Genomic DNA, 24786 nt, shown 5'->3' with positions numbered 1-24786 from the left:
TCACTCGGCCGCCTGCGCCACCGGCTCGGACGAGCCCGGCACGGTGAAGCGGTAGGTGAAATCACCTTCAGGGCCGATGTCGACCGAGAGGCTCTCGGGCGCATGCTCCTCGCCCATGCGGCCGATGATCTCGGTCGCGATCTCCGGCAGCAGCGTGCGGTTGACGATGTGGTCGATATTGCGTGCGCCGGTGTCGACATCGGTGCAGCGGGCGGTGATCGCCTCGACGACGGCGTCCGAATAGTCGAACGCCATCTTCTGGCTCTCGCGCAGGCGCTTGCCGACCTTGTTGAGCTTGAGCCTGACGATCTCGCTCAGCACATCCGGCATCAGCGGGTAGAACGGCACGATCTGCATGCGCGCCAGCAGCGCCGGCTTGAAGTGCCGCGACAGGCTCGGGCGGATCGCCTCGGTCAGCTCGGCGGTCGAGGGCTTCTCCTCCTGCGTCCCCATCGCCGTGATGATGTCGGTGGCGAGATTGGAGGTGAGGATGATCACCGTGTTCTTGAAGTCGATGATCCGCCCCTCGCCATCGGCCAGCGTGCCCTTGTCGAAGACCTGGTAGAACAGGTTGAGCACCTCCGGATCGGCCTTCTCGCACTCGTCGAGCAGAACCACCGAATAGGGGCGCTGGCGCACCGCCTCGGTCAGCAACCCGCCCTCGCCATAGCCGACATAGCCGGCCGGGGCGCCGACGAGCTTGGAGACGGTGTGCTTCTCCTGGAACTCCGACATGTTGATGGTGACGAGGAAGCGCTCGCCGCCGAAGAGCAGGTCGGCGAGCTGCGTCGCAAGCTCGGTCTTGCCGACGCCGGACGTGCCGACGAAGAGGAAGACGCCCATGGGCTGGCCGGGATTGTTGACCCCGGCCTTGGCGGCGCGCATGCCCTCGTCGAGCGCCGAGACGGCATGGTCCTGGCCCTTGATGCGCTGGCGCAGATTGGCGGCCATGCCGAGGATCGCGGCAGCCTCGTCCTTGACCATGCTGCCGACCGGGATGCCGGTCCAGTCCGAGATCACCTGGCCGACGGCGTCGGCGGTGACCTCGTAATGGATCATCGCGGTCTTGCCGCGGGTCCTCTCCAGCTCGGCAACGGCCTGCTGCAGCTCCTGCTCGGCCGCCTGGCGCGAGTCGTTGGCCTCTTCAACCTCGTCCTCGTCACGGTCGTCGTCATCTTCTTCGTCGCCGTCGTCATTGTCGGCGGCCTTCGCTTCGAGCGTCGCGATACCGTCAGGCCCGAGGCCGAGCTCGCGGCGCAGGGCGACGATACGGTCGACCAGCGCCTTCTCGCGCTCCCATTGCGCGATCGCCTCGACCTTCTGCTCCTCGATCCCGGCGATCTCCTCCTCGATCTCGGCGATGCGCGGATTGTCCTTGCCGAGGGTGGTCCGGTCGCGCTCCAGCGCGGCGAGCTCGCGGCGCAGCGTCGCGATGCGGCGCTCCTGGTCGTCGATGCCGGCCGGCTTGCTGGAAAGCGAGAGCTTCACGCGGGCGCAGGCGGTGTCGAGCACGTCGACCGCCTTGTCGGGCAATTGCCGGCCGGAAATGTAGCGAGCCGAGAGATTGGCGGCGGCGGCGACGGCATCGTCGCGGACATAGACGCCGTGGCTCTTCTCATAGGCCGCCCGCAGGCCGCGCACGATGGTGATCGCCTCCGACGGCGAAGGCTCGTCGAGCTTGACCAGCTGGAAGCGCCGCGCCAGCGCCGGATCCTTCTCGAAATATTTCTTGTACTCCGACCAGGTCGTGGCCGCGACGGTGCGCAGTTCGCCCCGGGCGAGCGCCGGCTTCAGCAGGTTGGCAGCATCGCCACCGCCAGCCGAGGCACCGGCGCCGACCAGCATGTGTGCCTCGTCGATGAAGAGGACGATCGGCTTGGGCGAGGCCTTGACCTCGTCGATGATGCCCTTGAGCCGGTTCTCGAACTCACCTTTGACGCCGGCGCCAGCCTGCAGCATGCCGAGATCGAGGCTGAGCAGCTCGACATTCCTGAGGAAGTCCGGGACGTCGCCCTCGGCCATCTTGAGTGCGAGGCCCTCGACCACCGCGGTCTTGCCGACGCCGGGATCGCCGACACAGATCGGGTTGTTCTTGCGGCGCCGGCCGAGGATGTCGATCATCTGCCGGATCTCGCGGTCGCGGCCGAAGACGGGGTCGATCTTGCCCTTGCGGGCCTGCTCGGTGAAGTTGATCGTGAAGCGGGCGAGCGCGCCATCGGGCGGCAGCGCCCCGTTGCCGGCCTGGCCGGACGCTGCGCCTTGCGCCAACGCCGGAACCGTCGGCTCTTCCGCAGAAGGCGCGACGATGTCGCGGAACTTCGCCTTCAGCTCGGCGAGCGGGATCGCTCGTACCGCCTCGAACCAGTCGGCCATCGCGTAGCGGCTGGGGTTGGCGAGCAGGGCTGCCACGATCGAGCCGGAGCGGATCTGCTGCTGGCCAAGCTCGATCGAGCTGATCAGCCAGGCATCGGTCAAGAGTTCGATCAGCCCGGGCGAGAAGACCGGCCGGCCGGTATTGCCGGTCTTGAGAGTTTCGGTGGCGCGCTGCAGGCCGCGCTTCAGGCTGGAAGCGTCGAGCCCGAACTGCTTCAGGATGATGCCGAGATCGCGTTGCTCGTCCTCCGACATCACCAGCAGGAGATGCTCGACCGCCACCTCGTAGTGGCCGCGGCCGACGCTGTGGCCGGCGGCGGTTTCCAGCGCGCGCTTGACGTAAGGGTTCAGCCGCCCGAGCAGCTGCTTGAGATCGACCTGGACCATGGTGGAACGCCCCCTGCCTGGCGCCTGGCGCCGGATGTCGCGCCGGGCTTGAGGCCCGGTCTGCGCGATGGCGTACCTCACCGCGTCGAGGTGACTGGCCGATGACATCTACGTCACCGTAGCGTTGCAAGACCGCCGCGCAGAGGCTGCGCGGCGGCCGAATTTGCCTGATCAGGCGGACTGCCAGGAGTCCTCGCCCTCGGTCGAGGCCTTGGTGTGCTTCCAGGTGACCTTCTCGTAGGTGAAGGACCAGTCTTCCATCGGGCGCAGATGGTCATTCGCCTGGGCGACGGTCAGCGGCAGGTAGGACTTGCCTTCGCAGAGCTTGGCGTTTTCCCACTTGAACTCGAAGAACTCTTCCGGCTCGCCGAGGCCGGCGGTATCCGGACGGAAGAACTTGCAGACGATCTCGGTCAGCGTCTCGCCCTTGGCCAGAGCCTGCCAGAGCAGCGGCGAGGAACGGTCCATCAGCTTGGTGAAGGTGACCGGCTGGTGGACGCGGGCGCCGGAGGTGAAGCCCGACTTCGGATCGCGCGGGTTGATCACGCCGCTGGTGAAGGAAAGCACGGTGATCTCGTTGCCGTGCTTGTCGTATTTGGCGCCGGCGCCGGCGCTCTTGATGGTGCTGGCCTCGCTGGAGATGTCCCCCTGCTTCTGGCCCTTGATGGTCATGTAGGCGTCGAGTGCCATTGTTCTCTTCCCTGGAATTCGTTGCCCCGGCACAAGCCGGCGCTTCTGCTCGGCAAGGGCCGTACCAAGCGAACGAAATTACCTATCATATTGATATAATTTGGATAAATCCCTTTGCGTCACTGCCGTGACTGCGCAGTTTCCTGCGCGCATTCGGCTAACTGCGCAGGTGCGCGCTCACCGCGATCTGCTGCCGCGTCGAGGGAAAGCAGGCGATGCTGGCCACGCAGCAGCGAAGGCTGCGCGTAGCAGGACCGCCACGACCTAGATTTGAACAACGGTGGTGAATTGGGCCGGGCAGCGGCTCTAGGCGCTCGTGCGCCCCACGGCTTCCAGCCGGCTGTCGCAGGCGAGGACGGCGCGCGTCACCAGATCGACGACGAGGTCGGCGCTGACGCGGTAGCCCATGTCGCCGGCGACCAGTTCGCCGCTGACATGGATGCCGGCGCAGGCGCGGCGTTCGCGCTCGGTTTGCGCAGCCGGGCTCGCCGACAGCCTGATCCGCACCGGCCGGCCGTCAGGCAGCACAGCCTCGCGCCAGCTCTCGCCCGGCACGGGAACAAGATGGAAGCCGAACGCCTCGCCCGGGAAGACCTGGGTGCGCACCGCCTCGTGCACGAGCGCGGCGAGCGGATCGAGTTCGCGGGTCGGTGCTTGCCAGATCATCGCAGGAAACCGCCCGACGCTCAGCTCGCCGAGCCGTCGTTCATCTCGAACAGCGTGCCTGACGGCGAGCGGAAGCGGTTGAGCGTGCGGTTGCGCTTGGAGACGACATTCGGCGTCAATGGGTTCGGCACGGCGCCGACGATGATCGGCCGGTCGATGTCGCCGTTGACGCAGCTGAGAATGACCTCGGTGCCCTTCAGCAGCGGGAAATGCATGCCGGTATCGGAGGGGCCGGCATAGGGCTCGGCCTTGCGCAGGAATTCGCTGGCCTTGCCCTCGGCGCTGTCACCCTCGTCATAGCGCAGGCGCACCTTGTAGCGCCCTTGCGTATCGACCTCGGCGCGCGTGCCGTCCGCCTCGCCGTCGACGAAGGCATTGAACAAACCGGCCGCCAGCGGACGCGGCGTGCGCCGCTCGGGCCGAAACGGCACGGAGAGCGGGATCGCCTCGAAGCGGTTGCCATAGGGCGCGCCGGCGAAGGCCTCAGCCGTGCCATAGCCGACCGGAGCCGGCGTCGAGACCTCGTGCTCGACCGAGATGACGAGGTAGCGATCATCGAGCGAGGGATGCCCGCTCAGGCTGAAGAACATGCCCGGGCGCAGCTGCGGCGCGTTGCTGACACCGCGGAAGACCTTGGCGCGGCAGGCGATCTCCTCGGCCCGGACCTTGGCGAGCTGGTCGCCCTCGTCGGGTTCGAGGAAATGCTGGCCGTATTCGATGATGGTGCCGGTCTTGCCGCCCTCGACCTCGGCGCGGGCGCGCAGCAGCAGCGCCGGCTTCTCGGGATTGTATTCGCGCAGCACCACCGATTTCGTCACCGGCCGGGCGACGAAGCCGAACGAGGTCACCGCCGCCTGGGAGGTGGTGATGGCGTCATGGCCATGGCGGTAAGGCAGCGATTTCGCTTCGATGAACGCGACGTTGCTGTCGCCGAACACCGCGGTCTCGCCATCCTCGCCTTGCTTGAAGAAATAGAAGATGCCGCTGCCCTCGCACCAGCGCGACAGGAATGAGAGGTCGCTCTCATTGTACTGCACGATGAACTCGCGCTCGCGATAGCTCGCGGCGAGATTGAGCTCGTGGTCGATGGTGATGTGGCCGTGATTTGCCGCCAGCGAGCCTTCGAGCTCCTTCTGGATGATGTCCTTGACCGAGACCTTGCTGGTCGAGCCATAGACCTGGTTCTGGCGGCTGAGCTCGAGCATCCTGAGGCGCGGCGCGATCACCACCGCGTAGAGATGGCCCTGGTCGCCGAGCGGATCATCGGCGGCGAACTCGACCACGACACCGTGCACCGTGAGCTCGCCGGCCTCCGTGTTCAGCGTCAGCTTGGCCCGCTCGCCGACGACGTCCTCAGCGCTGATCGCCTTGTCCGAGCGAAACGCAATCCGGTAGGCGTAAGGCTCCGAAATCGCCTCGCGGCCGGTGACCCGCTCGACATGCAGGCCGTCTTTGATGCCACCGCTGGCGAGGGTGAGCGCGATCGTGGTGTCGTGACTGGCGGGTCGGTCGAGCATGGCACGTCGCGTCCGATAAGGGGAACGAGGTGACGCTAGGGCGGGGCGTTGACAGGTTTACGACGGTTGAGCCGTTCGAGCAGGCTTTGAGCCTGGCCGAGCAAGGCGCGGCGATGGTCCGAAAGCCGCGGCCGCAGGATGCGCCCGGCGAAATCGAGGGCGCTGCCCGGCCGCGTCCCCGCCTCCCAGTCGAAGCCGCGCCGCAACGCCACCCAGCGGCCGCCGCGAAAGCCGGGCGGCGAGGCCGGAACCAGCCCCTCCGCCATTGCTGCAGCGGCCGAGCGGCCGTCGAAAGGATGCTTCCCGGCAACCATGACATAGGTCAGCACGGCAAAGGAGAAGATGTCGTCGCGCGGGTCGGGCGCCTGCCCGGCGAGCGCGGCGGGAGAGGCATAGGCCGGCGTGACCGCGCGCAAACGCCTGAGGAAGAAGCCGGTCTCGTCCTCGGATGGCCGGTGATCAGGCGGCAGTAGCGGCTGGGCCGTGCCGAAGTCGATCAGCTTCACATGGCCGTCCCGGGTGATGAAGACATTGCCCGGCTTCAGATCGCCATGGACCATGTCGGCGGCATGCACAGCGGCGAGCCCGGCGCCGAGCTCGGTGACGATGCGCAGCGCCAGCCGGCGCTCCAGCGCCTTACCGTCGCGCTCCTGCATCACCTGCGCCAGCGTCTTGCCGCGCAGCAATTCCATGACGAGGAAGTGCAGCGGCCCTTCGCGGTCGAAGTCGTGCACCTTGACGACGTTGGGATGGCGCATCGCCAGCAGCCGCCGGCCCTCGCGATGCAGCAGGGTCGCGGCATCGTCATGATAGCCGTCGCCGATATCGGTGACCTTGAGCGCGACCTCGGGATCGAGCGCCCGCGCCCGCCTGCGGACATGGTCGACGGCGCGGTAGACCGTGCTCATGCCGCCGCGCCCGACCACCTCGATCAGCTCGAAGCGTCCGCGCAGCAACGTCCCGAGTGGCGCCGGCAGAGCCCGTTCGCTGGATTGCGGCGGCGAGGCTGCGGGCGAGGTCGCGGCTTGCGCCTCGTGCATTTCGGCGACGCGCCGGCGCCGTCTGCGCCGGACCTTCACAGCCGCCTCGCGATCACGGCGGTGATGTCGTCGCGGCCACCATTGGCGACAGCGCGGGCGACGAGCCGCTCGGCGAGGCCCGCCAGCGGCTCGTCTAGCAATTCACCGATCTCGACGTCGGCGAGCGCCTTGTTGAGGCCGTCACTGCACAGGAGCAGCGTGTCGCCGGGCAGCGTCGGCGTCACACAGCGGGCGATCGGCAGATAGGCGGCCGAGCCGACCGCGCGGGTCAGGACATGGCCGGCACCGGGGCCCTGCCCGAGCACATGATCCTCGGTCAACTGGGCGAGAGCGTCGTCGCGCCGGCGATAGACGCGGCTGTCGCCGGCCCAGAGGCAGACGAGCATGCCCTCGCCGACCAGCGCCACCACCACCGTCGAGCCGACGATGTCGCCCTCGGCCGAACGCGCCGCATGCTCACGCAGCGCATCGTTGATCGCCGCAATCCCTTCCTCGGCGAGGGCAACGCGCATGGTCAGCGCCGCCTGCGGCTCCGAGACGGCAGCGAGCATGCGGGTGATCGATTGGCTGGCGAGCTCGCCATCGGCATGGCCGCCCATGCCGTCGGCGACTGCGAACAGCCCCGCCTCCGGCAAGGCGGCATAGCTGTCCTGGTTGACGTCATGGCGCGGGCCCTGCCGCGTCGCGACCGAGACCTCCCAAACTTCCCCCGTGAGGCTCATGCGCCCGGCCGAGCACTTGCAGCGCGCCAGCCATGGCGCGACCAGTCGCCCGAAAAGAAGCCGGCGCAGGCAGCAGGATCGGGAAGCCCTTCGCAGCGCAGCGCCGTCGCCGGCCGCGCGTTCCAGCGGCCATGCCACCAATGACTGACGCCGTCCTGCGCCGGGCTATCGGCTGCGCCGAGCGACAGGCGCTCCGCCTCGCCATCGACGACGAGCCGGCCGCCGCCCGGCCCGAGCCAGAGACTGGCCGCGGCGCGCTGGGCATCGAGCCGGCGGCGCAGGCTCACGAGCGCGTCAGGCAAGGATCGCTCGGTCGCGATCAGGTCGAGCACCGCGACCTCGAACAGGTCGAGCAGCCCCTCGCTCGCGGCGAGGCCGGCGCCATCCTCGACCGGAAGCTCGAGCGCCAGCGTCAGCGGGTAGTGGCGCCGAACGCGGTCGACCGAGCTGGCGAAAACCCCGATCCAGCTGCTCGTCCCGATCAGACCGGGCGCGAGCCGGAAACGCCAGGGCGGGCTGAGCAGATAGGCGTCGTCCCAGCGCGCGCCGAGCGCCTCGCGGCTCGCCGTCAGCATCGCCAGGAGCCAGGCTTCCCACGGCGTGACGAAGCGGCCGGGCAGCCCGTGCTGCACGAAATCGCCGGCCCAGGGCACCTTGCCGAACAGGCCAAAGGCCGGCGCCTCGCTCACAGCGAATCCGGGCAACGGAAGGCGCGCAAGGCACCGAGATTGAACGGGTTGTTCACGCTCGCAGCGCGCAGCTGGTAGACGACGCGGGCATTCTCGTCGCCGGTCACGGTGATGCTGAACTGGTCGGCGCCGCCGCGTGCCGCGAGCGAGGCGGCATCGACCATGCGCAGCAGCGCCCAGGCACCTGTGCGCTCGACGCGGGTGTCCTTGCCGTTGAGGTCGGTGAGCGTGACCGCGACCGTGCTGGCATCGGTCTTGGTCGGCCATTCCAGGTCGTAGGCGCGCTGCGCCTCATGGCGGTAGACGATGTCCTTGCCGTCGAGCGCCAGCGTCGCGCGCAGCAGCTTGGGGTCGAGGAAGCTCGGCCGCAGGCTGAACTTCAGCGAGGGCGCCGAGCCCGATCCGGCGAAGAAGGCATTGCGGATCGCCCGCGCCCGATAGAACTGCGCCAGTGCCTCGCGCTTCAGCGGCAACGCCGCTCCATCGACGGTGATCGGCGCGTAGCCGTTGCGCTGCTCCGTGACGAAGGGCGCGAGGTGCTTCTGGAAGAATTCGTCGAGCAGGCCACCGGGCCGGAACATGTCGCTGAAATCGCGCAGCGAGACCTCGTCCTTGGCGCTGGCGAAGAGCGGATAGCGCTGGTCGAGCGCCGCCTGGCATTGCGGCAGCACGTCCCGGCGCCAGGCCTGGTTGACGTAATCGAGGGAGTCGCCGACCACCGAGGAGGCGCTGAGGCTCGCCACCGCCCGCATGATGCCGCGCACCGGCTCCGGCCGCAGCGCCGAATCCGCGCGGAGCTGGCCGAGCGCATCGGCACCGGAACTGCCGCGCCGCGCCACCGCCTGATAGGCCGCCTGCCGCGGATCGGGCGCGTTCGAGACATTGCTGAGCGCGCCATAGGCGCCGCTGAACAATTCGCGGATGCGTCCCATCGGCGCCTGCGCACCGCCCGGTGGCGCAACCAGCTCGACCAGTGGGCGGAACGGCGTCGCGATCGTTGCGCCGGGCCAGGGCCCCTCCCCGAGCGCCGCAGTGGCAGCTGCGTTTGCCGCGCTGCTCGCCGCTGCGGCGATGAGGCCGCCAGCCGCGGTGCCGGCCGGCCCGGGCAAGGCGGCGGTCGCCCCGGCCGGCGCTCCCGGCTGGGAATCGCCCGGCAAAGGCAGTTCGGTGTTGGTGCGGACGATGCCGATCAGCCGTTCGAGCGGCGAGTTGGCGGCTGCCAGGGCCTGCACAGCCGAGAGCGCCTGCTGCGTCTCGGCGAAGGGCACGAGCCGCGCCGCCGTGATCGCGCCCTGCCAGGAGCGGATGTAATCCGCGACATAGCGGTCCATCACCTCGCGCGTCCCGGTCTGGACCACGCCCGAGCCGGCCGCTTCGCCGCCGGTGACCCAGTCGATCCCGAGTTCCTCGCGGATCAGGATCGGCAGCCGCGGCAGCACGAAATCGTAGAAGGCTTCGCGGGTGAAGGCGGCGGGAATGACCGAGACCGCGTTGTTACCAGTGCGGCCGAGCCCGAAATCGAGCACGCCGGCACCAATCGCAGTAGGGAGATCGATCGAGCGCAGGCGCGGATTCTGCGCGGCTTCGCGCAGCAGCCGCGCATAAACCTGCTCGCTGCGCGGGGTCCGCATCAATCGCGCCCGTGTCGTATCGATAATGCGCCGGTCGGTCGGCAGCGGCTGCGGCAGCAGCGCGACGAGCTCGTCGAAATGCCGTCCGAGCTCGGCCGCCCGGCTCTGATCGACCGGGAAGGCGAGCTGCGCCTCCTCGCGCGCGGCACGCTGCACCACGCTGCGGTCGAAACGCTCCGTGTCGCTCAGCATCAGATAGCTGCGCAGGAGGTCGCGCACCGCCTCGTTCTCGGCACCGATCTGCGACAGGCCGGTCAAACGTTCCGACAAGCGCGCCGCGAAAGCCGGGTAGAGCCGGCCGACGATGAGGCGCTCGCGCAACTCCGCCGCGGCCGGCGCGAGTGAGGGCGTGGCGCTCAGCCCGAAGCCGTCGAGCCAGCCGAGGATGCCGCCCTGCCCGCTGGCATCGCGCACCGCGTCGGCCGCCTGCAGCACCGGCAGCAGCGTCGCAGGCGTGGCGCGCGCCGGCACGGCCGCGAGGCGCGTCTCGACCGGAGCAAGCGCGTCATTGGTCGCGGCGATCCTGGCCTGGCTGCGGCTCGCCGCGCCCCACCAAAGCACGCTGAGCCCGATCACCAGCGCCGCCGCCACGCCATAGCCGATGTTCTGGGCCCGCACGAGGCTGCGTTCGAGCTTGCGGTCGACGCCGACCAGCCCCTGTTCCTCGAAGATGACATCGGTCAGCAGGCGGTTGACGAAGAAGGCCTTGCCCTGCCCCGAGAACGGCGCGCGCTGGGCGCTGGTCAGGCCGAAGCTGCGCCCGAAGGCGGCGAGCACGCGGTCGATCGGCGTGCCTTCCTGCGTGCCGCTGGTGAAGTAGACGCCGCGCAGGCGCGACTGCGTCTCGAATTTGCTCTGCTTGAAGATCTCGTGGACGAAGCTCGCCAGATCCCGACGCAAGCCGGCGAATTCCTTGGGGAAGAGATAGATGCGTCCGCGCCGGTTGAGGCCACGCTCGGCATGGGCGCGCTCGCGCATGACCTGGTCGAGACGGTCGGCAAGCTCGCGCAGGTTCTGGTCGAGCAGCTCGGTCAGGCGCGTTGCGAGGTTAGCGTCGGGCGGGAAGGTCATGCCCCAGACCTGCGCCCGCCCGCTCTCGTTCAGACCGTCGAAGAACTCGGAGAAGCCGGGGATCAGATCGCATTTGGTGATCAGCAGATAGGTCGGCAATTCGACGCCGAAGGTCTTGGTCAATTCCTGCAGGCGCGCACGCAGCGCCGCGACGTGGCGCTTCCGCTCGACCTCGTTCTGCAGGAGGATGTCGGACAGGCTGATCGCCAGGACGACGCCGTTGAGCGGCCGGCGGCCGCGATGCGTCTTGAGCAGGTCGAGGAAGCCGCGCCAGGCGGCGCCGTCGACCGCGGCGTTCGATTCATGGGTGGTGTAGCGGCCGGCGGTGTCGATCAGCACCGCCTGGTCGGTGAACCACCAGTCACAATGGCGGGTGCCGCCGAGGCCGGCGACGGGATCGGTCCCGAGCGTGCGCGCCAGCGGGAAATCGAGCCCGGAATTCTTCAGGATCGTCGTCTTGCCTGAGCCGGGCGGGCCGATGATGACGTACCAGGGCAGTTCGAACAGATAGGCGTCGCCCTTGCGCCCGGCGAAGATCGTCTCCTTGAGGGTGGTCAGCGCCCCTTCGAAGCGCTCGCGGATGATCTCGATCTCGTCGGTTCCGCCGGAATCGGCCATGGCCGCGAGCCCGCCGGTGTCGAGCAGCGACTTGATCATCCGGGCATTGGCGCGCCGCGCCAGATAAAGGCGCAGCAGCGAGACGCCGACCAGGCCGGCGAGCAACAGGATGATCGCGCTCGTCCGCGCCTCCACCGAGACCAGCGGAGCCCAGCCGAAGAGCGAGAGATAGGGCCCGCCGGCCCAGATCACCACGCAGAGCGCGACCACGCCGAAGACGGTGACCAGCCCGCGCAGCGACAAGAAGCCGAGCAGATAGGAGCGGATCATCGCCGCACCGCCCCGGAGGCGATCGTGTTCTCGAGCGCCTGCATGCGCTCGACCACCGGCGCGACCTCGACCGCGAGGCGATAGCGATGGAAGCTGTACATCGTCACCAGCAGGAAGCCGGCGGCGGCGAAGACGATCCAGAGCGGGAAGAAGCTCCGCAGCGCCTTCTCGGCGCCGACGCCCTGCCAGTGCGCCGAGAGCTCGGAAGGCGGCGGCGGCAGATTGCGGCCGACGAGCTGGCCGACCTCGTCGCGCAGGTCGGCGAGGCGTTCGCGGCCATTGTCGAGCACGCGATGCATGCCCTCGAAGCCGAGCAGCAGCACGAAGTCGATCAGCTTGAGCAGGGAGATGTTCTTGCGCGGGTCGGTCTTCACCCGGTCGAGGATGGCGAAGACCTTCTCGCCGCCCCAGGTCTCGTTGTGGAAGCGGTTGAGCAGCGAGTTGGTGCTCCAGTCGCTGGCGCTACCCCAGGGGGTCGTCATCACCGTCTCGTCGATCAGCGAGCACAGGACATAGCGCGCCGCCTGGACGTCGCCGGCCGCCGCGCCATTCCTGACCGCCGCCTCCTCGAATTTGTGGATCTGCTCGACCACCTCGCTGCGCAACTGCGCGACATCGGCGAAGTCGACGGCGTCGCGCAGTTGCGCCACCAGCGCCAGCAGCGGATTGGCGGCGGCGACCAGTGCATCGGAGCCGTCGGCGATGCCGGTGCTCGCCTGCAAGGCGGCGGGAGGAGCTTCGCGCGTCGAGGCGGATGTGCTTCGCCGGGGCTGCGGTTTGGCGGGGTCTGACCGCGGGATGAGCGAGGGCGCGGGCGCTGATGGGGTGAAGCCGGTCTGTCGGGCTGCCGGCGGTGGAGCGAAGGTCGAAGCCGCGAGCGGCTGGCGCGGCAGCGCGAACGGCGTCGTCGGCGGATCGTGGAGCGCCGCTCCGGCCGGCCGCGGCTGCGCCAGGCCGACCGGCCTGTGCCCGACGACGGTCGGCGGATCGAAGCTTTGATCGCTGCTCACGCGCGCTTCCCGCGAATGGCCCAGAATTCGAGATGCAGGTCGGGATAGTCACCGCTGACATGCAGGGCGAAGGCGGCCGAGCGCGTCAGGTTGCGCCAGAGCTCGACGCTCTGATCGAGCTCGAAATAGACACCGCCTTGCAGGAAGGGCAGCTCGCGCGGCGCCACAGGCAGCGCGGTCAGCGGAATGCCGGGCAGCTGCAGGTTGACGAGATCGCGGATCTGCTCGACCGAACCGATCTTCATCGAGATCGGCAATTGGCTGCGCAGCGTCTCGGTCGGCACGCTCGCCAGCGCGATCAGAACGAAGCGCGCATCCTGGAACAGGGTGCGGTCGCTGATCGTCGAGAGGCGAATGCCGTAGCCGCGATCCTGCAGGGGCAGCGCGATCGCATTGCGCTCGATCACCACCGCCAGGAGCTGGCGCAACTGGTCGAGCACAGCTGCAAAAGCGGCGTCGAGATCGAGATGGTCGTAAGCCGGGAAATCGGCGCTGCGCCGGCGCGAGACCGAGAAGGTCGAGAGCTGGCCGGCGAGCGCCAGCGCCGCGCGATAGACCTGCTCGGGATGCAGGCCGGGCGTTGCCGCGAAATGATCGAACACAGCTTCCTGGCCATTGACGATCGAGAGCACGACGAGATCGACGAGCCCGCCGCTCTCCGCCGCGGCGGGACCAGCCGCCGATTGGCCGGCCAGCGCCTCGGCCCGGCTGCGCAGCAGCGAGCGGATCTCTCCGACGATGCGCACGAGCCGCTGCGAGGCCTGGAAGTCTAGGCAGGGCGGAACGTAGTTCTCGTCGAGCAGCACGGCGCCGGTTGCATCGACCTCGCGGATGCGTGCGATCGGCAAGGTGACGAGGTCGTCCTCGGCTTCGCCTTCCAGCAGCAGTCGCGCCGAAAGCCGTCCGACCTTGAGGCTGACCGAGGCGCGGTCCGGCGCGGTCGCGTCGCGCACGGCCTGTTCGGCCGCCTCATAGCGCCGGCTGCGGCCGCCATCGCCGATCTCGGCGCCGTCGAGCGGCCGCAGCGCCACGGCGAGCTTCACCAGTGTGTTCTTGGTGTTCGGCGGAACCGCCCGTGCCTCGATCGCGATGCCACCGGCGGTGTCGATCACGGTCCCGTCCGGCATCACGGCGGCGACCGACTGGACGGCGATGCGGCCGAGCGGCAGCAATTCGGCTCCGAGGGTCAGCTTGCGCAGGCCCCAGGCGAACGCGGCGAGCGCGGTGCTGCGGCCCTCGACGACATGCTCGATCCAGCGGTCATATTGCTGGAAGTGCTGCGGGCGGATCAGCATGCCCTCGGACCAGAGCGGTTTGCTCACCAGCGTCATCGGGGGCGGCTCCGGAAGGGCTCTGCGGTCGGGGCGAAGGCCGGCATGGGCGACCTCAGATCAGGCCGAAATTGCGGGAAGCGCGCTGCAGCTCGATCTTCACGGCCAGAGCGCGCACAGTGATCAGGAAGGCGTTGTCACGGTCCGGCACGATGTCGACCAGCGAGCGCCATTGCGCGACCTCGATCTGGCGGAAGCCGGCGATCACGCCGATATGCTTGGCCTCGGCCGGCGAGTCGCGCTTGACCGAGCTCTTCTCGCCCGGCTTCACCTCGAATTCGCGCTTGGCGACGAGATCGGCGCCGAGCTTGGCCGTATCGCTGTCGAGCAGCTCGAAGAAGCTCGCCTGCTCGAACGCGTTCTTGGTCTTGAGCTCGTAGACACGCAGCACGATCGGCGAGGGATCGCCGTTCGCGTTGACGTTGATCTCCTGGTCGGTCTCGATCCCGAATTCGAGCGAAGTGGTCTTGGCCGCCGGCGGGCCGGACGAGCAGGCGGCAATGAACGGCGCGCCGGCACCGACCACAAAGCCGGCGAGCAGCGACCGCCGGGTCGGCAGCAGCAGCGATCCCATGGCCGGCTTCACGCCTTCGCTCCCGGCCGGACGGAGGCGCGTGCCAGCTCATCGGAAACCAGGGTGCGGATCGTGCGATCGAGATCGCCCGCGAGCTCGCCATGCAATTCGGCATAGCGCTCCCAGAGCCGGCTTCGGTCGGGCTTGCGGCCGAGCAGGCCGGGTTCGGCTTCGGATTCGAGCCTTGCCGGCGCCAGCCGGTCGAGCAATTCGCGGATGCTGGTCTGCATCGCCGAGGCGAGCGCGACCTCATGCGCGTGCATGTCGGCGAAACACTGCTTCACCGCCATGTCGAGCGGCAGGAAGCCGGGCGCGCCCTCGACCACGACCCGGCGCAGCGCCTCGTCGCCATGCGAGAAGAACTTGAACGGATTGTTCTCCTGCGGCGCGAGCCGGGTCTGATCGAGGCGAAACTCGTCCTTCATCGACTTGCGGGCCGACAGCATCGAGACCAGCCCGCCCGCCGCCTGGCGCAGCGCGCCGCCGAGCTCCTCCAGCAGACGCGCCCGCGCCTCGGGCGGGATGCGCGCGGGATCGATCCCGATCCCGGACCAGAACGCGGCAGCATCGCCGGTGTTCGGCGCGGATGAACCTCCCGGTAACGCGACGTCTGCCATCGGGCGAGACGGCGCGCCCGGCTCATGCGGCGTCAGATCGATCGAGGCAGCCCGCGCCATGGCGCGCTGGCGCAGCAGGGCGAGCGGATCGACCGCCGCGGCGGGCGTCGGCTGAGGCACAACCGGCTCGACAGAGGGCATTGCCATAACCGGAGCCGGCGGCGGTACGGTCTGCGTCGCGGCGACCGGCACCGGAACGGCCTGCGGCCTTCCCGGTGCAAGATCGCTGAAGTCGAAATCATCCGGGATCAGACCGGGGACTTGCGTCGGCTGGCGCTGAGCCGCAGCCGGCGCCGGAGTGAGCATCGCGGGCGCTGGCGCCGACAGCTCCAGGCCCATCGGGATGGCGGGCACTGCGACGGGGATCGGCTGCATCGATGGCGGCGGAGCCACCGGCGCCGGCGGTACCGTGGCGACCTGCACCGGCGCAGGCACCGGCTCCTCGCGCAGGATCGCGACCGAGATGATGTAGTCGGCGATGTAGATCGTATCGCCATTGCTCAGCGGCGCGCTCTGGTCTCGCCCGAGCGGCGCATCGACGGCGTTGAGATAGACGCCGTTGGTGCTGGTGTCGGTGACGACGAAGCCGCGGCCATTATGCGAGATGCGGGCGTGCCGGGCCGAGAGGGTGTTGCGCTCGTCCGGCAGAATCCAGTCACAGCTGGCGCTGCGCCCGAGCGTGCCGCCGGCTTCCGCGAAGATATGCGTAGACCGGTCGCCGAGCGTGCTGCGTTGCAGCCCGAGCACGGTCAGCAGCAATCTCATCTTACCCCCGGCCCCAGATCGACGCATGCCCCGCCGACCGGTCGGGCCGGCTCTTGGCGCTGCTGGCGCAAGGTTGGGCGAGGCGAACAACAATCATGTGACGCAACTGGACCTCAGATGACGAATTCGACTGGGGCGGCCGGATCGGCGTCGAGCCAGCCGGACCAGCCGAGCCTGGACTCGCCGAGCCGGAAGGAGCGCGCCTCTCCCGGCGCGAGCAGGAAGGCGATGTCCCAGTCCAGCGGCTCGCGGATCGAGAGACGGATCAGTTCGGTCAGCGTGGCGTGATCGGCCCCGCCCGGCAGCAGCCGGTCGCATTGCGCGGAGGTCAGCGGCCCGAGCTTCAAGCGAAACTTGCCCATCACGTCGCGCATGGCTTCGCCCGCAACCGTATCAATGCCGAATTCGATACCGGGAGCACCTAGGCGCCACTGCGCCTCCTTCGGGATGCGGATCTCGCGCGGCACGAATTCCTCGATCGCGCAGGGAACGCCGAAATAATGGCTGATCACGCCGGCGACGACCGAGGCCGAGCGGCTGTGCAGCGCCAGCACCCCGGCATAGGGCAGGAGCAGCGTCCGCGCCGGCCGGTCGCCCTCCTGCGCCACGCCGAACATGCCGAAGAGCGCCGCGACCGCGCCGGAGATCGGATCGGTCGCGCCCGCCTCGTAGCGATGCTGGTGGCGGTAGTGCTTCCAGATCCGGAAGAGCAAACCGAGCAGGCGATGGTTGAAGAAGTCGGAGAAGTCGCGCAGCGCCCCGCCATCCTCGGCAAAGACGATCCTCTCGGTGAAAGCCGGCGGCAGTGGCGAGGACGGACCGTGCAGGCCGAAGAGATTGGCGGTGACGACGATGGGCTCGCCGACACGCGCCGGCAACTCGATCGCCGCGACCTCCTCGGCCGGGAAGCCGAGCGTCGGATTGGCGCGGAAGCGCACGGCCTCGCGCCGCGGCGAGCCGGACGAGCCGATGCCGCCCGGCTGCGGGAAAGCCTCTTCCAGCTGGAGGCAGAGGGCGTTGAACTGGACCATCGCAGCGTCGAGCGCCGCGACGGCGCTCAGGTCGCGCTCGTCGTGCCGGCTCGCGGCGTCCATTTGTACTCGACCTTGCTCTCGGTGCCCTGGATGGCGAAACGGTGCAGGCTGTTGAGGCTGGCATAGACCGCAAGGAAGCGCTCCAGCACTGCCCCGAACAGATAAAGCTCGGCCTCGCCGCCGATCTTGCTCTCGGCCACGGTCAGCCGGATCGTGCGGATCCGGACCGGCTGGCCGCGCAGCACGCCGTCCTCGACGCCGCTCTCGAAGGCTTCCAGCCCCTCGAGCAGCAGCTCCAGCCGGCGGCGCGCCTGCGCATCGTGCACGGCGCGGAAATCATAGCTCGCGATCAGCGTGCGCAGCGCCCCGACATCGACGAGAGAGCCATAATTGCGCGAGAGATTCGAGATCAGCCGCCAGAGCAGGTTCTCGCCGATCGGCGGCGGGGTGTGCGGCGTCACGCCCATCACATTGGCGAAGGTGACGGTCGCCGGCGTCTCCGAGGTCGGCTGGTCGATCGCGCCGACGGGCAGCCGCTCGGCCAAGGCGCCGTTCGAGCAGGTCAGCCCGATCGAAATCACCTCGGCTGGCGGAGCCGAGGCCCGCTCCAGTCGCGAGACGAAGGAGAGGTAATGGTCGACGCCGCGGCCGACCACGGCCGGACGCAGGCGCTCGCGATAGAACAGCTTGCTCTCGGCCTCGCCCGGCAGATCGTGGCGGAAAGCCTCGAAGGGTTCGTAGACGATGCGTTCGGCCCGGCCCTGGAGATAGCCGGTGACCTTGTCGATCGCGTAGATCGCCGCTCCCGCCCGGCCGCCGGCGACGACGCGGTATTCGCTTCGCGAGCGGTCGACACGCAGAGGGTGCGCCTCATGGGCGAAGAGGTTGACCACCGGCGTGCAGTTCAGCCGGACATGGCCCTCAGCCACCCGGACCTGATCCGGGAAGGGCCGCGAGAACTCGAAGGCGAAGGTCGCAGCCTTGCCGGAGAGGCCGGCCAAGGCCTCCAACCCGGTAACGTCCACGAACAGGAACTTCGCCGGAAAGGCGAGATATTCCTGCAAGTGCCGGAAGCCGATGAAGGCGTTCGACGGATAGGGCAGCACGCCCTCCCCGTCCTCGAAGCCGACCGGGCGGATCGCACTCGCCGGCAGGGCAACGCTCTCACCGGCATCACCGGTCACGGTGATCGAGCGCAGATGGCGCGACAGCCAGAGCAGCAGCGTGCGCCCGACCTGCGGCTCGCGCTCGGTGTTGAAGAACAGGCGCAGGCGCCCGCCTTGCAGGCCCTGCAGCGTGCCGCGCCCGGCCGCCTGCAAGGTCAGCGCGAGCCGCGCCGTGGTCGGCCGGTTCTCGCTCTCGGTCCGCGTGATCGAGAACGGCAGCACCTCGACCGAGTAGCAGGTGCGGAAGCGGCAGGAGACGCCGTCGACCGGCCGCGAGGCCAGCGCGACGCCGGCCGGAACCCGTGTGACGCCCACCCCGCCGCCGGCCGCCGCTTCGAAGGCGACGACGCTCATCGGCGGGATCGGGCGCAGATAGTGCGGCCAGACCAGCCGGATCAGCCCATGCACGAGCTCCGGCATCTCGTCTTCGAGCTTCTGGCGCAGGCGAGCAACCGTGAAGGCGAAGCCCTCCAGCAAACGCTCGACATCCGGGTCGCTCGCCTCGCGCGACAGGAAGCCGGCGAGCTTGGGATTGGCCCGGGCGAACTCCTGGCCGAGCTCGCGCAGATAGGAGAGTTCGTCCTCGTAATGGGCGTTCAGCGACATCGGCTCTAGCTCCGCAGCCGCATCTGCCGGTCATTGCCAAGCACGGTGTCGAAGCGCATCGCCTCGCCGTTCTCGCCATCGATCATGATGGCGCTGACCGAGAAGGCGAACTCGCCGGGCGCCTCCGTCGGCATCGGCTTGACCAGCACCTCGCGCAGCCGCGGCTCGAAGGTCTCGAGCTGGACCTTCACGGTCCGCGCGATCGCCGGAATGGTCTCGGAGGCCTCGCGCGAGATGTCGTTGAGATCGGGCATGCCGAAATCCGGCCGCGTCTCGCAGCAGCCCTGGCGCGCGTTGAGGATGCGCCTGACATTCGCCAGCACGCTATCGGCCACGCTCAGGGCCGGCGCGGTATCCGGCGAACCGGCGCCGGGTTCGCGCGCGGTTTCCAATCGTTCGAACAGGCTCGCCACGGGCGTCTCGTCGATCACAGCCGCCCCGTCTCTGATCGGAGACGGGGCAGAGCAGGATCAGGTCACTGCTTGTCGAGCTTGCCCTTCAGCGAGAGCGTGAAGTCGGCGCCCATATACTTGAAGTGCGGCACCACCGACATGGCGACGCGGTACCAGCCCGGCTCGCCCTCGACGTCCTCGACCCGGATCTCGGCCTTGCGCAGCGGCCGGCGCGCCCGGACCTCCGGCGAGGGATTGTCCTGGTCGGCGACATACTGGCTGATCCACTTGCCGAGCTCTTCCTGGAGCTCCTCGCGGCTCTTCCAGGAGCCGATGTTCTCGCGCTGCAGCACCTTGATGTAGTGCGCCAGGCGATTGATCATGAACATGTAGGGCAGCTGCGTGCCGAGCTTGTAGTTGAGCTCCGCCTGCTTGGCCTCCGGCGTGTTGCCGAAATATTTCGGCTTCTGCACCGAGTTCGCCGAGAAGAAGGCGGCGTTGTCGCTGCCCTTGCGCATGGTCAGCGCGATGAAGCCCTGCTCGGCGAGCTCGTATTCGCGCCGGTCGGTGACCAGCACCTCGGTCGGGACCTTGGACTGGAGCTGGCCCATCGACTCGAAATTGTGGACCGGCAGGTTCTCGACCGCACCGCCCGATTGCGGGCCGATGATGTTCGGGCACCAACGATACTGCGCGAAGGACTCGGTCAGGCGCGTGGCGAAGGTGTAGGCGGCGTTGCCCCAGAGATAGTTGTCGGTCTCGCCGGCGCTCTTCTCTTCGTAGTTGAAGGCCTTCACCGGCACCGTGTCCGAGCCGTAGGGGATGCGCAGCAGGAAGCGCGGCACCGTCAGGCCGAGATAGCGCGCATCTTCCGTCTCGCGGAAGGCGTTCCACTTGGCATAGCGCGGACCCTCGAAGATCGATTCGAGATCCTTGAGATTGGCGATGTCCTCGTATTTCTCGACGCCGAACATCTGCGGCCCGGCCGAGGCGATCATCGGCGCATGCGAGATCGCGCCGACGCTCGACATGAACTGCATCAGCTTCACGTCCTGCGGGCCGGCGGAGAACTCGTAATTGGAGATCACCGCGCCATAGGGCTTGCCGCCGAACTGGCCGAACTCGGCCGAGTAGATGTGCTTGTAGAGGCCGGATTTCACGACCTCCGGGCTGTCCTCGAAATCGGCAAGGAGCTCGTCCTTCGAGCAGTTGAGCAGCTCGATGCGGATGTTCTGGCGGAAGTCAGTGCGGTCGACGACGAATTTCAGCCCGCGCCAGGCCGATTCCAGCTTCTGGAACGACTCGTCATGCAGGATCTCGTCGAGCTGGGCGGAGAGCTTGCTGTCGATCGCGGCGATCATCTGGTCGATGACGGCGTTGTTGACCTTCTCGTCCTTGCGCGCCGGCAACATCAGTTCGGAGATGAAGGCGGCGACGCCGCGGCGGGCGACGTCATAGCCTTCGTCGTTCGGCTGGAGCTTGGTCTCGCCGAGGATCTGGTCGAGCAGCGACAATTCGGTCGTGACGACCGAAGCATCCTGGGCGATCTCGAGTTGTTGATTGCTCATGGTTGCGGTCCTGTCGTGCTGATTTGATCAGGGGGTCTTGCCGTCGGTGGAGCCAGTCAGCTCCCGCAGCAGCTTCTCGCGGGCCGCATCGTCCTCGAGCACGCTCTGGATCGCCTTGCGGAAGGCCGGGACGTTGCCGAGCGGGCCCTTCATCGCGACCAGCGCCTCGCGCAGCTCCATCAGCTTGCGCAGCTCCGGTACCTGGCGCGCCACCGCATCCGGCTCGAAATCCTTCAGCTTGTTGAAGGAGAGCGAGGCGCGGACGTCGGGCGCATCGGCGGCTTCGTCGAGCTTGTTGGCGACGGCGACGTCGAGCTTGAGCTCATGGCCCTTCAGCACGTCGTCGAAATTGTCCTTGTTGATGTCGGCGAGCGAACGTTCCTCGACCGGGCGGTCATCGGCGCGGCCGGTGAAGTCGCCGACCATCAGCAGCTTCAGCGGCAGCTCGACCTCTTCCTTCACATTGCCGGTGGCGGGCTTGAACTTGATGTTGACGCGCTCCTTCGGAGCGACCGAGACTTCCTTCGACATGACGTGCTCCCCAGCGTGGTGAAACTTGGTCTTCGGATCGAGCCGGTCACCGGAACAGGCGCGCGGCGGTTGCAAGGTCGAGCCTGACGAGGCGCTGGCGCGTCTCGTCGAGGCCGATGCGGCGCCGGTCCTCGGCGACGAGCCGGGCGGCATCGGCATGGGTCAGTGCCCGGAAGCGCAGCTCGGCCACCTGCGCGGCGAGCTGCGGCTCCCAGTTCTCGAGGTCGTGGGTCTTGAGCAGGTTCTCGAGATGGTCGAGCAGCGGCAGCGCCGCGGCGATCAGGCCGACATCGAGGCAGAAGCGCGCCTGGGCGATCTGGCGCAGCACGCGGTTGCGCCCGCCGATTTCGCCGCGGGTCAGGGCCGCCAGCAGGTCGACCGCCTCCAGTGCCTTGCCGGCGGCGATCAGCATCCGCGCCTCGCCGAGTGCCCGGTCGAGCCCGTCGGCATCGCCTGAAGCAGCGCCGCCTCCGCCGCCACTCTCCTCGATCCAGTCGCGGGTCGCCGGATCGACGAAGGGTTTGCCGTCGCCGAAGCTGAAGTTCATCAGCTCGGGGAAGCGACGGAACAGCATGTTCATCGCCCCGCCGACCGCAGCGGCCGCATCGGCATGATCCGGGCCCATGCCCTTCAGGATCTCGGCAGAGAGGCGATGCCCCTCGAACCAGAACGGGGCGGTCCAGACCAGCTCGTTCAGCGCGCGGAGCGCCTCCTGGTTCTGGCCCGCCTGACGCTGCGCCTGAACGGCGGCCGCCTCTTCGACCGGTGGCATCGCCCCGGTGCGGCCACCCTCGTTCGGCGGCAATTGCCGAATGCGCCACCACGAAGCGACGCGCGACAAGAGGTAAGTACGCGCATCCGCGGTGCTGCGACCGATCAGCCCCGCCGAGAGGCTGCGCAGCGCCTCGGGCAGGGTGTCGATCGTCGAGAGATCGAGCGCCGCCGACACAGCCGGCGCCGGCGCTGCGGCTGGTGTCGGCGTGGGAGGTGCGGGCGTCGCGGCCGGAGTCGGCGCGGGAGCCTCGGCAGCGCGTGCGGCGGCCTGTGCCTCCTGCTCGGCCCGGGCGGCAGCTTCAGCCTCGGCAGCCTGGCGCTTCTGCTCGGCCTCCGCCAAAGCGCGGCGGGCGGCATCGCGATGCGGCCGGAGCGCGCGCACGAGATCGCCGAGCGCGACCTGCTCCTTGCGCAGCTTCTCGCCGGCGAGCGTATCGATCTCGGTCAGGGCGTCATAGGCGTAGAGGACCGCCGGCCCGTCGCCCTCCCCGGCCTCGCCTTCGCAGAGCGGGGCGGTGCGGCCGACCAGCCATTCCAGCGCGCCGACGCGGGCGCGCTCACGGACGGCCGGCGGCTGCATGCCGTCCCAATGGTCGGCGATCATCCCGCGCAGGATGCCGAGCCCGACGGCAAGGCCATGATAGCGCTCCTCGCGGCAGAGCGCATGTGCGAGCCAGGCGCCGACGAGAAGGTCCTTGCCGCGCGTCTCCAGCACGGCAGTCGAGAGCCGCGCGACCTCGCGCCAGTTCACAGCGAGCGGGCCGTCGGTCTCGAGCTTGCGGACCTCGTTCTCCAGCTCCTCGAATTCGGACGAGCTGCGCGGCTCCGAGCCGGCCGGCGCCGCCTCGGACACAGGCGATATGCCGCTCGCGATCCGCGGATCAAAAAAGGTGGAACTGGACTCTGACATCGACGCTCGCAGCGGCGACCATTGTGTATTTGGCCCCGCTGACGTTGATGACGCCCGTTATTGAAGCTTCGATGACTTTGATATGACCGTGCGACTATGGCGCCCGAAACCGATCAGCAGGCCGCTACGACTTGCCTAGACGTAGCGAAGACGAAGCCAGCTCAATATTAGACGGCTTTCATTGCCCATGCGGCGCCGGCATCTTCGACCCGCTTGATCGTTTCGAGCTCGACCGACTCGGGTGGGCCTTTGTAGCGGACGACCAGATAGGTGATGTCGTCGTGCTGCGGGGCATCGCCGACGAAACGGCTGACGGCGTCGGTGACGTTGGAGACGACGATATCGAGCGAGTGGCGATGGCTCTCGCTCAGCGAGGCGACCAGGCGGTCGACTGTGAACTCGCGGCCTTCGGTGTCCATCGCCTCGGAGATGCCGTCGGTATAGAGGAAGAGCGTGTCGCCCTTGTCCAGCGTGAGGCTGCCCTGCTCGTAGGTGAAGCCGGGCATGATGCCCATGGCGATGCCGCCGGTGACGGGCAATTCGGCGACCTCGCCGCTCTCGCGCACGACGATCGGCGGATTGTGTCCGCCATTGGCGTAGCTCAGCTCGCCGGTGCGCAAATTGAGGATGCCGTAGAAGACCGTGACGAACATATCGAGCGGGTTCTGCTCGCACAGGATCGAGTTGGTCTCGGCCAGGCAATCGCCGGCCGAGCGGCCCTCGCGCGCGCTGGACTGAAGCACCGTGCGCGAGATCGCCATGAAGAAGGCCGCCGGGACGCCCTTGCCCGAGACATCGGCGATCACGAGGCCGATCTCGTCCTCGCCGATCACGAAGAAGTCGTAGAAGTCGCCGCCCAATTCGCGCGCCGGCCGCATGATCGCCCGGCCGGAATAGCTCGGATGCTTCGGCATGCGCTGCGGCAGCATCGCACCCTGCAGCGAGCGGGCGATGTCGAGCTCGGTCTCCATCCGCTTGTGCTGCTTCTCGAGCAGTTCGTTCTTGGTTTCGAGATCGCGCGTGCGCTCGTGGACGAGCCCTTCGAGCTCCTCCTCGCGCCGCTGCACGTCGACCGCCATCTTCTGGAAGACGCGCGCCAGCGAGCCGAGTTCGTTGCGCTGGCCGGCGACGGCCTCGATCGAGCGCGGCTCGAACTTGCGGCGCTCGACATCGCGCGCCGCAAAGGTCAGCGCCGCGATCGGCGTCGCGATCTGGCGCGCCACCAGGAAGGCGATGACGATCAGGAACGGCACTGCCGCCGCAACCGCGATGGCGACGAGCGTGGTCGTGCGCTGCGTCTCTTCGAGCGCGTTCAGCTCCTGATCGGCAAGCCGGTCGAGGAAGGCGGTCAGCGTCGAGAGCGCGTCGCGCATCGCCGCCTCGTTGCGGCCGTCATCCTCGTAGAGTCGCGCCGCCTTCTCCGCGTCGCCGGCCTTCCAGGACTCGAAGATCTCGGTCGCCACCCGGCGCGACTGGTCGAGCGCGGCGATGAAGGAGGTGACCGCGTCGCGGACGCCCTCATTGGTGATCGAGCGAAACACGTCGATGCTGGTGTCGGCGAGCTTCTGGTCGATGACGTTGAAGGCCGCATCGGCCCTGGAGACGTCGTCCTTGCTGGTGTTCGCGTTGATGCCGCGCACGAAGGTCCGGCTCTGCTCGAACAATACGACCAGCGTCGAGACGTTCTTGTTGACCAGCAGGGCGTTGTTGAAGATCGAATGGCTGGCGCTCGACATGGCCGCGACGCCATAGACCGCTGCGGCGGCGACGATCGCCGCGATCAGGATGCCGAGTGCGGCGAGCCCGTAAAGCTTGCGTTTGACGGTCATTTTCA

The 24786-nt window shown here is 68.3% G+C and carries 19 protein-coding genes; all 19 read right to left on the bottom strand.

From position 1 onward, the window contains the following. On the bottom strand, nt 1-2868 hold the full coding sequence (gene tssH / locus ACWIGM_RS29035; protein ID WP_454029461.1) for a type VI secretion system ATPase TssH: 2868 nt from the start codon (nt 2866-2868) through the stop codon (nt 1-3). A gap of 63 nt (nt 2869-2931) precedes the next feature. Next, nucleotides 2932-3450, bottom strand: a complete 519-nt coding sequence (locus tag ACWIGM_RS29030; RefSeq protein WP_454029460.1) for an Hcp family type VI secretion system effector — start codon at nt 3448-3450, stop codon at nt 2932-2934. 306 nt (nt 3451-3756) lie between these two features. Further along, nucleotides 3757-4116 carry a hypothetical protein gene (locus ACWIGM_RS29025; RefSeq protein ID WP_454029459.1) on the bottom strand — a complete coding sequence of 120 codons (360 nt, stop codon included), beginning with the start codon at nt 4114-4116 and terminating at the stop codon, nt 3757-3759. A gap of 20 nt (nt 4117-4136) precedes the next feature. Then, on the bottom strand, nt 4137-5633 hold the full coding sequence (locus ACWIGM_RS29020) for a type VI secretion system Vgr family protein (RefSeq protein WP_454029458.1): 1497 nt from the start codon (nt 5631-5633) through the stop codon (nt 4137-4139). Nucleotides 5634-5668: 35 nt separating this feature from the next. After that, nucleotides 5669-6712, bottom strand: a complete 1044-nt coding sequence (locus ACWIGM_RS29015) for a serine/threonine-protein kinase (protein WP_454029457.1) — start codon at nt 6710-6712, stop codon at nt 5669-5671. After that, nucleotides 6709-7395, bottom strand: a complete 687-nt coding sequence (locus ACWIGM_RS29010) for a PP2C family protein-serine/threonine phosphatase (RefSeq protein ID WP_454029456.1) — start codon at nt 7393-7395, stop codon at nt 6709-6711. Before ACWIGM_RS29010 ends, ACWIGM_RS29015 begins: the two co-directional genes overlap by 4 nt. Continuing rightward, the gene (gene tagF / locus ACWIGM_RS29005; protein ID WP_454029455.1) at nt 7392-8084 is read right to left on the bottom strand and encodes a type VI secretion system-associated protein TagF; all 693 of its coding nucleotides are present in this window, start codon (nt 8082-8084) and stop codon (nt 7392-7394) included. The genes ACWIGM_RS29010 and tagF overlap by 4 nt, the downstream gene beginning before the upstream one ends. After that, nucleotides 8081-11674, bottom strand: coding sequence for a type VI secretion system membrane subunit TssM (tssM, locus tag ACWIGM_RS29000; protein ID WP_454029454.1), 3594 nt, complete (start codon nt 11672-11674; stop codon nt 8081-8083). Before tssM ends, tagF begins: the two co-directional genes overlap by 4 nt. Further along, complete coding sequence (icmH, locus tag ACWIGM_RS28995; RefSeq protein ID WP_454029453.1) at nt 11671-12684, bottom strand: type IVB secretion system protein IcmH/DotU; 1014 nt, start codon at nt 12682-12684, stop codon at nt 11671-11673. The genes tssM and icmH overlap by 4 nt, the downstream gene beginning before the upstream one ends. Further along, nucleotides 12681-14015 carry a type VI secretion system baseplate subunit TssK gene (tssK, locus tag ACWIGM_RS28990; protein WP_454029452.1) on the bottom strand — a complete coding sequence of 445 codons (1335 nt, stop codon included), beginning with the start codon at nt 14013-14015 and terminating at the stop codon, nt 12681-12683. Before tssK ends, icmH begins: the two co-directional genes overlap by 4 nt. Before the next feature lie 55 nt (nt 14016-14070). Next, nucleotides 14071-14601 (bottom strand): type VI secretion system lipoprotein TssJ, encoded by a 531-nt coding sequence (gene tssJ / locus ACWIGM_RS28985; RefSeq protein WP_454029451.1) that lies wholly within the window; start codon nt 14599-14601, stop codon nt 14071-14073. Continuing rightward, nucleotides 14598-15971, bottom strand: a complete 1374-nt coding sequence (gene tagH / locus ACWIGM_RS28980; protein ID WP_454029450.1) for a type VI secretion system-associated FHA domain protein TagH — start codon at nt 15969-15971, stop codon at nt 14598-14600. The genes tssJ and tagH overlap by 4 nt, the downstream gene beginning before the upstream one ends. Before the next feature lie 113 nt (nt 15972-16084). Continuing rightward, complete coding sequence (gene tssG, locus ACWIGM_RS28975; RefSeq protein ID WP_454029449.1) at nt 16085-17065, bottom strand: type VI secretion system baseplate subunit TssG; 981 nt, start codon at nt 17063-17065, stop codon at nt 16085-16087. After that, nucleotides 17029-18777, bottom strand: a complete 1749-nt coding sequence (gene tssF / locus ACWIGM_RS28970) for a type VI secretion system baseplate subunit TssF (protein ID WP_454029448.1) — start codon at nt 18775-18777, stop codon at nt 17029-17031. The genes tssG and tssF overlap by 37 nt, the downstream gene beginning before the upstream one ends. A 5-nt stretch (nt 18778-18782) precedes the next feature. Further along, complete coding sequence (gene tssE / locus ACWIGM_RS28965; RefSeq protein ID WP_454029447.1) at nt 18783-19190, bottom strand: type VI secretion system baseplate subunit TssE; 408 nt, start codon at nt 19188-19190, stop codon at nt 18783-18785. A 62-nt stretch (nt 19191-19252) separates the two neighbouring features. Beyond that, the gene (tssC, locus tag ACWIGM_RS28960) at nt 19253-20737 is read right to left on the bottom strand and encodes a type VI secretion system contractile sheath large subunit (RefSeq protein ID WP_454029446.1); all 1485 of its coding nucleotides are present in this window, start codon (nt 20735-20737) and stop codon (nt 19253-19255) included. Between the two features lie 27 nt (nt 20738-20764). Then, nucleotides 20765-21268 carry a type VI secretion system contractile sheath small subunit gene (tssB, locus tag ACWIGM_RS28955; protein ID WP_454029445.1) on the bottom strand — a complete coding sequence of 168 codons (504 nt, stop codon included), beginning with the start codon at nt 21266-21268 and terminating at the stop codon, nt 20765-20767. A gap of 46 nt (nt 21269-21314) precedes the next feature. Further along, nucleotides 21315-22952, bottom strand: coding sequence for a type VI secretion system protein TssA (tssA, locus tag ACWIGM_RS28950; RefSeq protein WP_454029444.1), 1638 nt, complete (start codon nt 22950-22952; stop codon nt 21315-21317). A 167-nt stretch (nt 22953-23119) separates the two neighbouring features. Beyond that, a complete protein-coding gene (locus ACWIGM_RS28945) occupies nt 23120-24781 on the bottom strand; it encodes a SpoIIE family protein phosphatase (protein ID WP_454029443.1) in 1662 nt (553 codons plus the stop codon). Between the last annotated feature and the right edge of the window lie 5 nt (nt 24782-24786).

Source organism: Allobosea sp. NPDC055332 (assembly GCF_053645455.1).
Note: the sequence above shows the minus strand (reverse complement) of the source record. Positions and strands in the feature narration are given on the sequence as shown.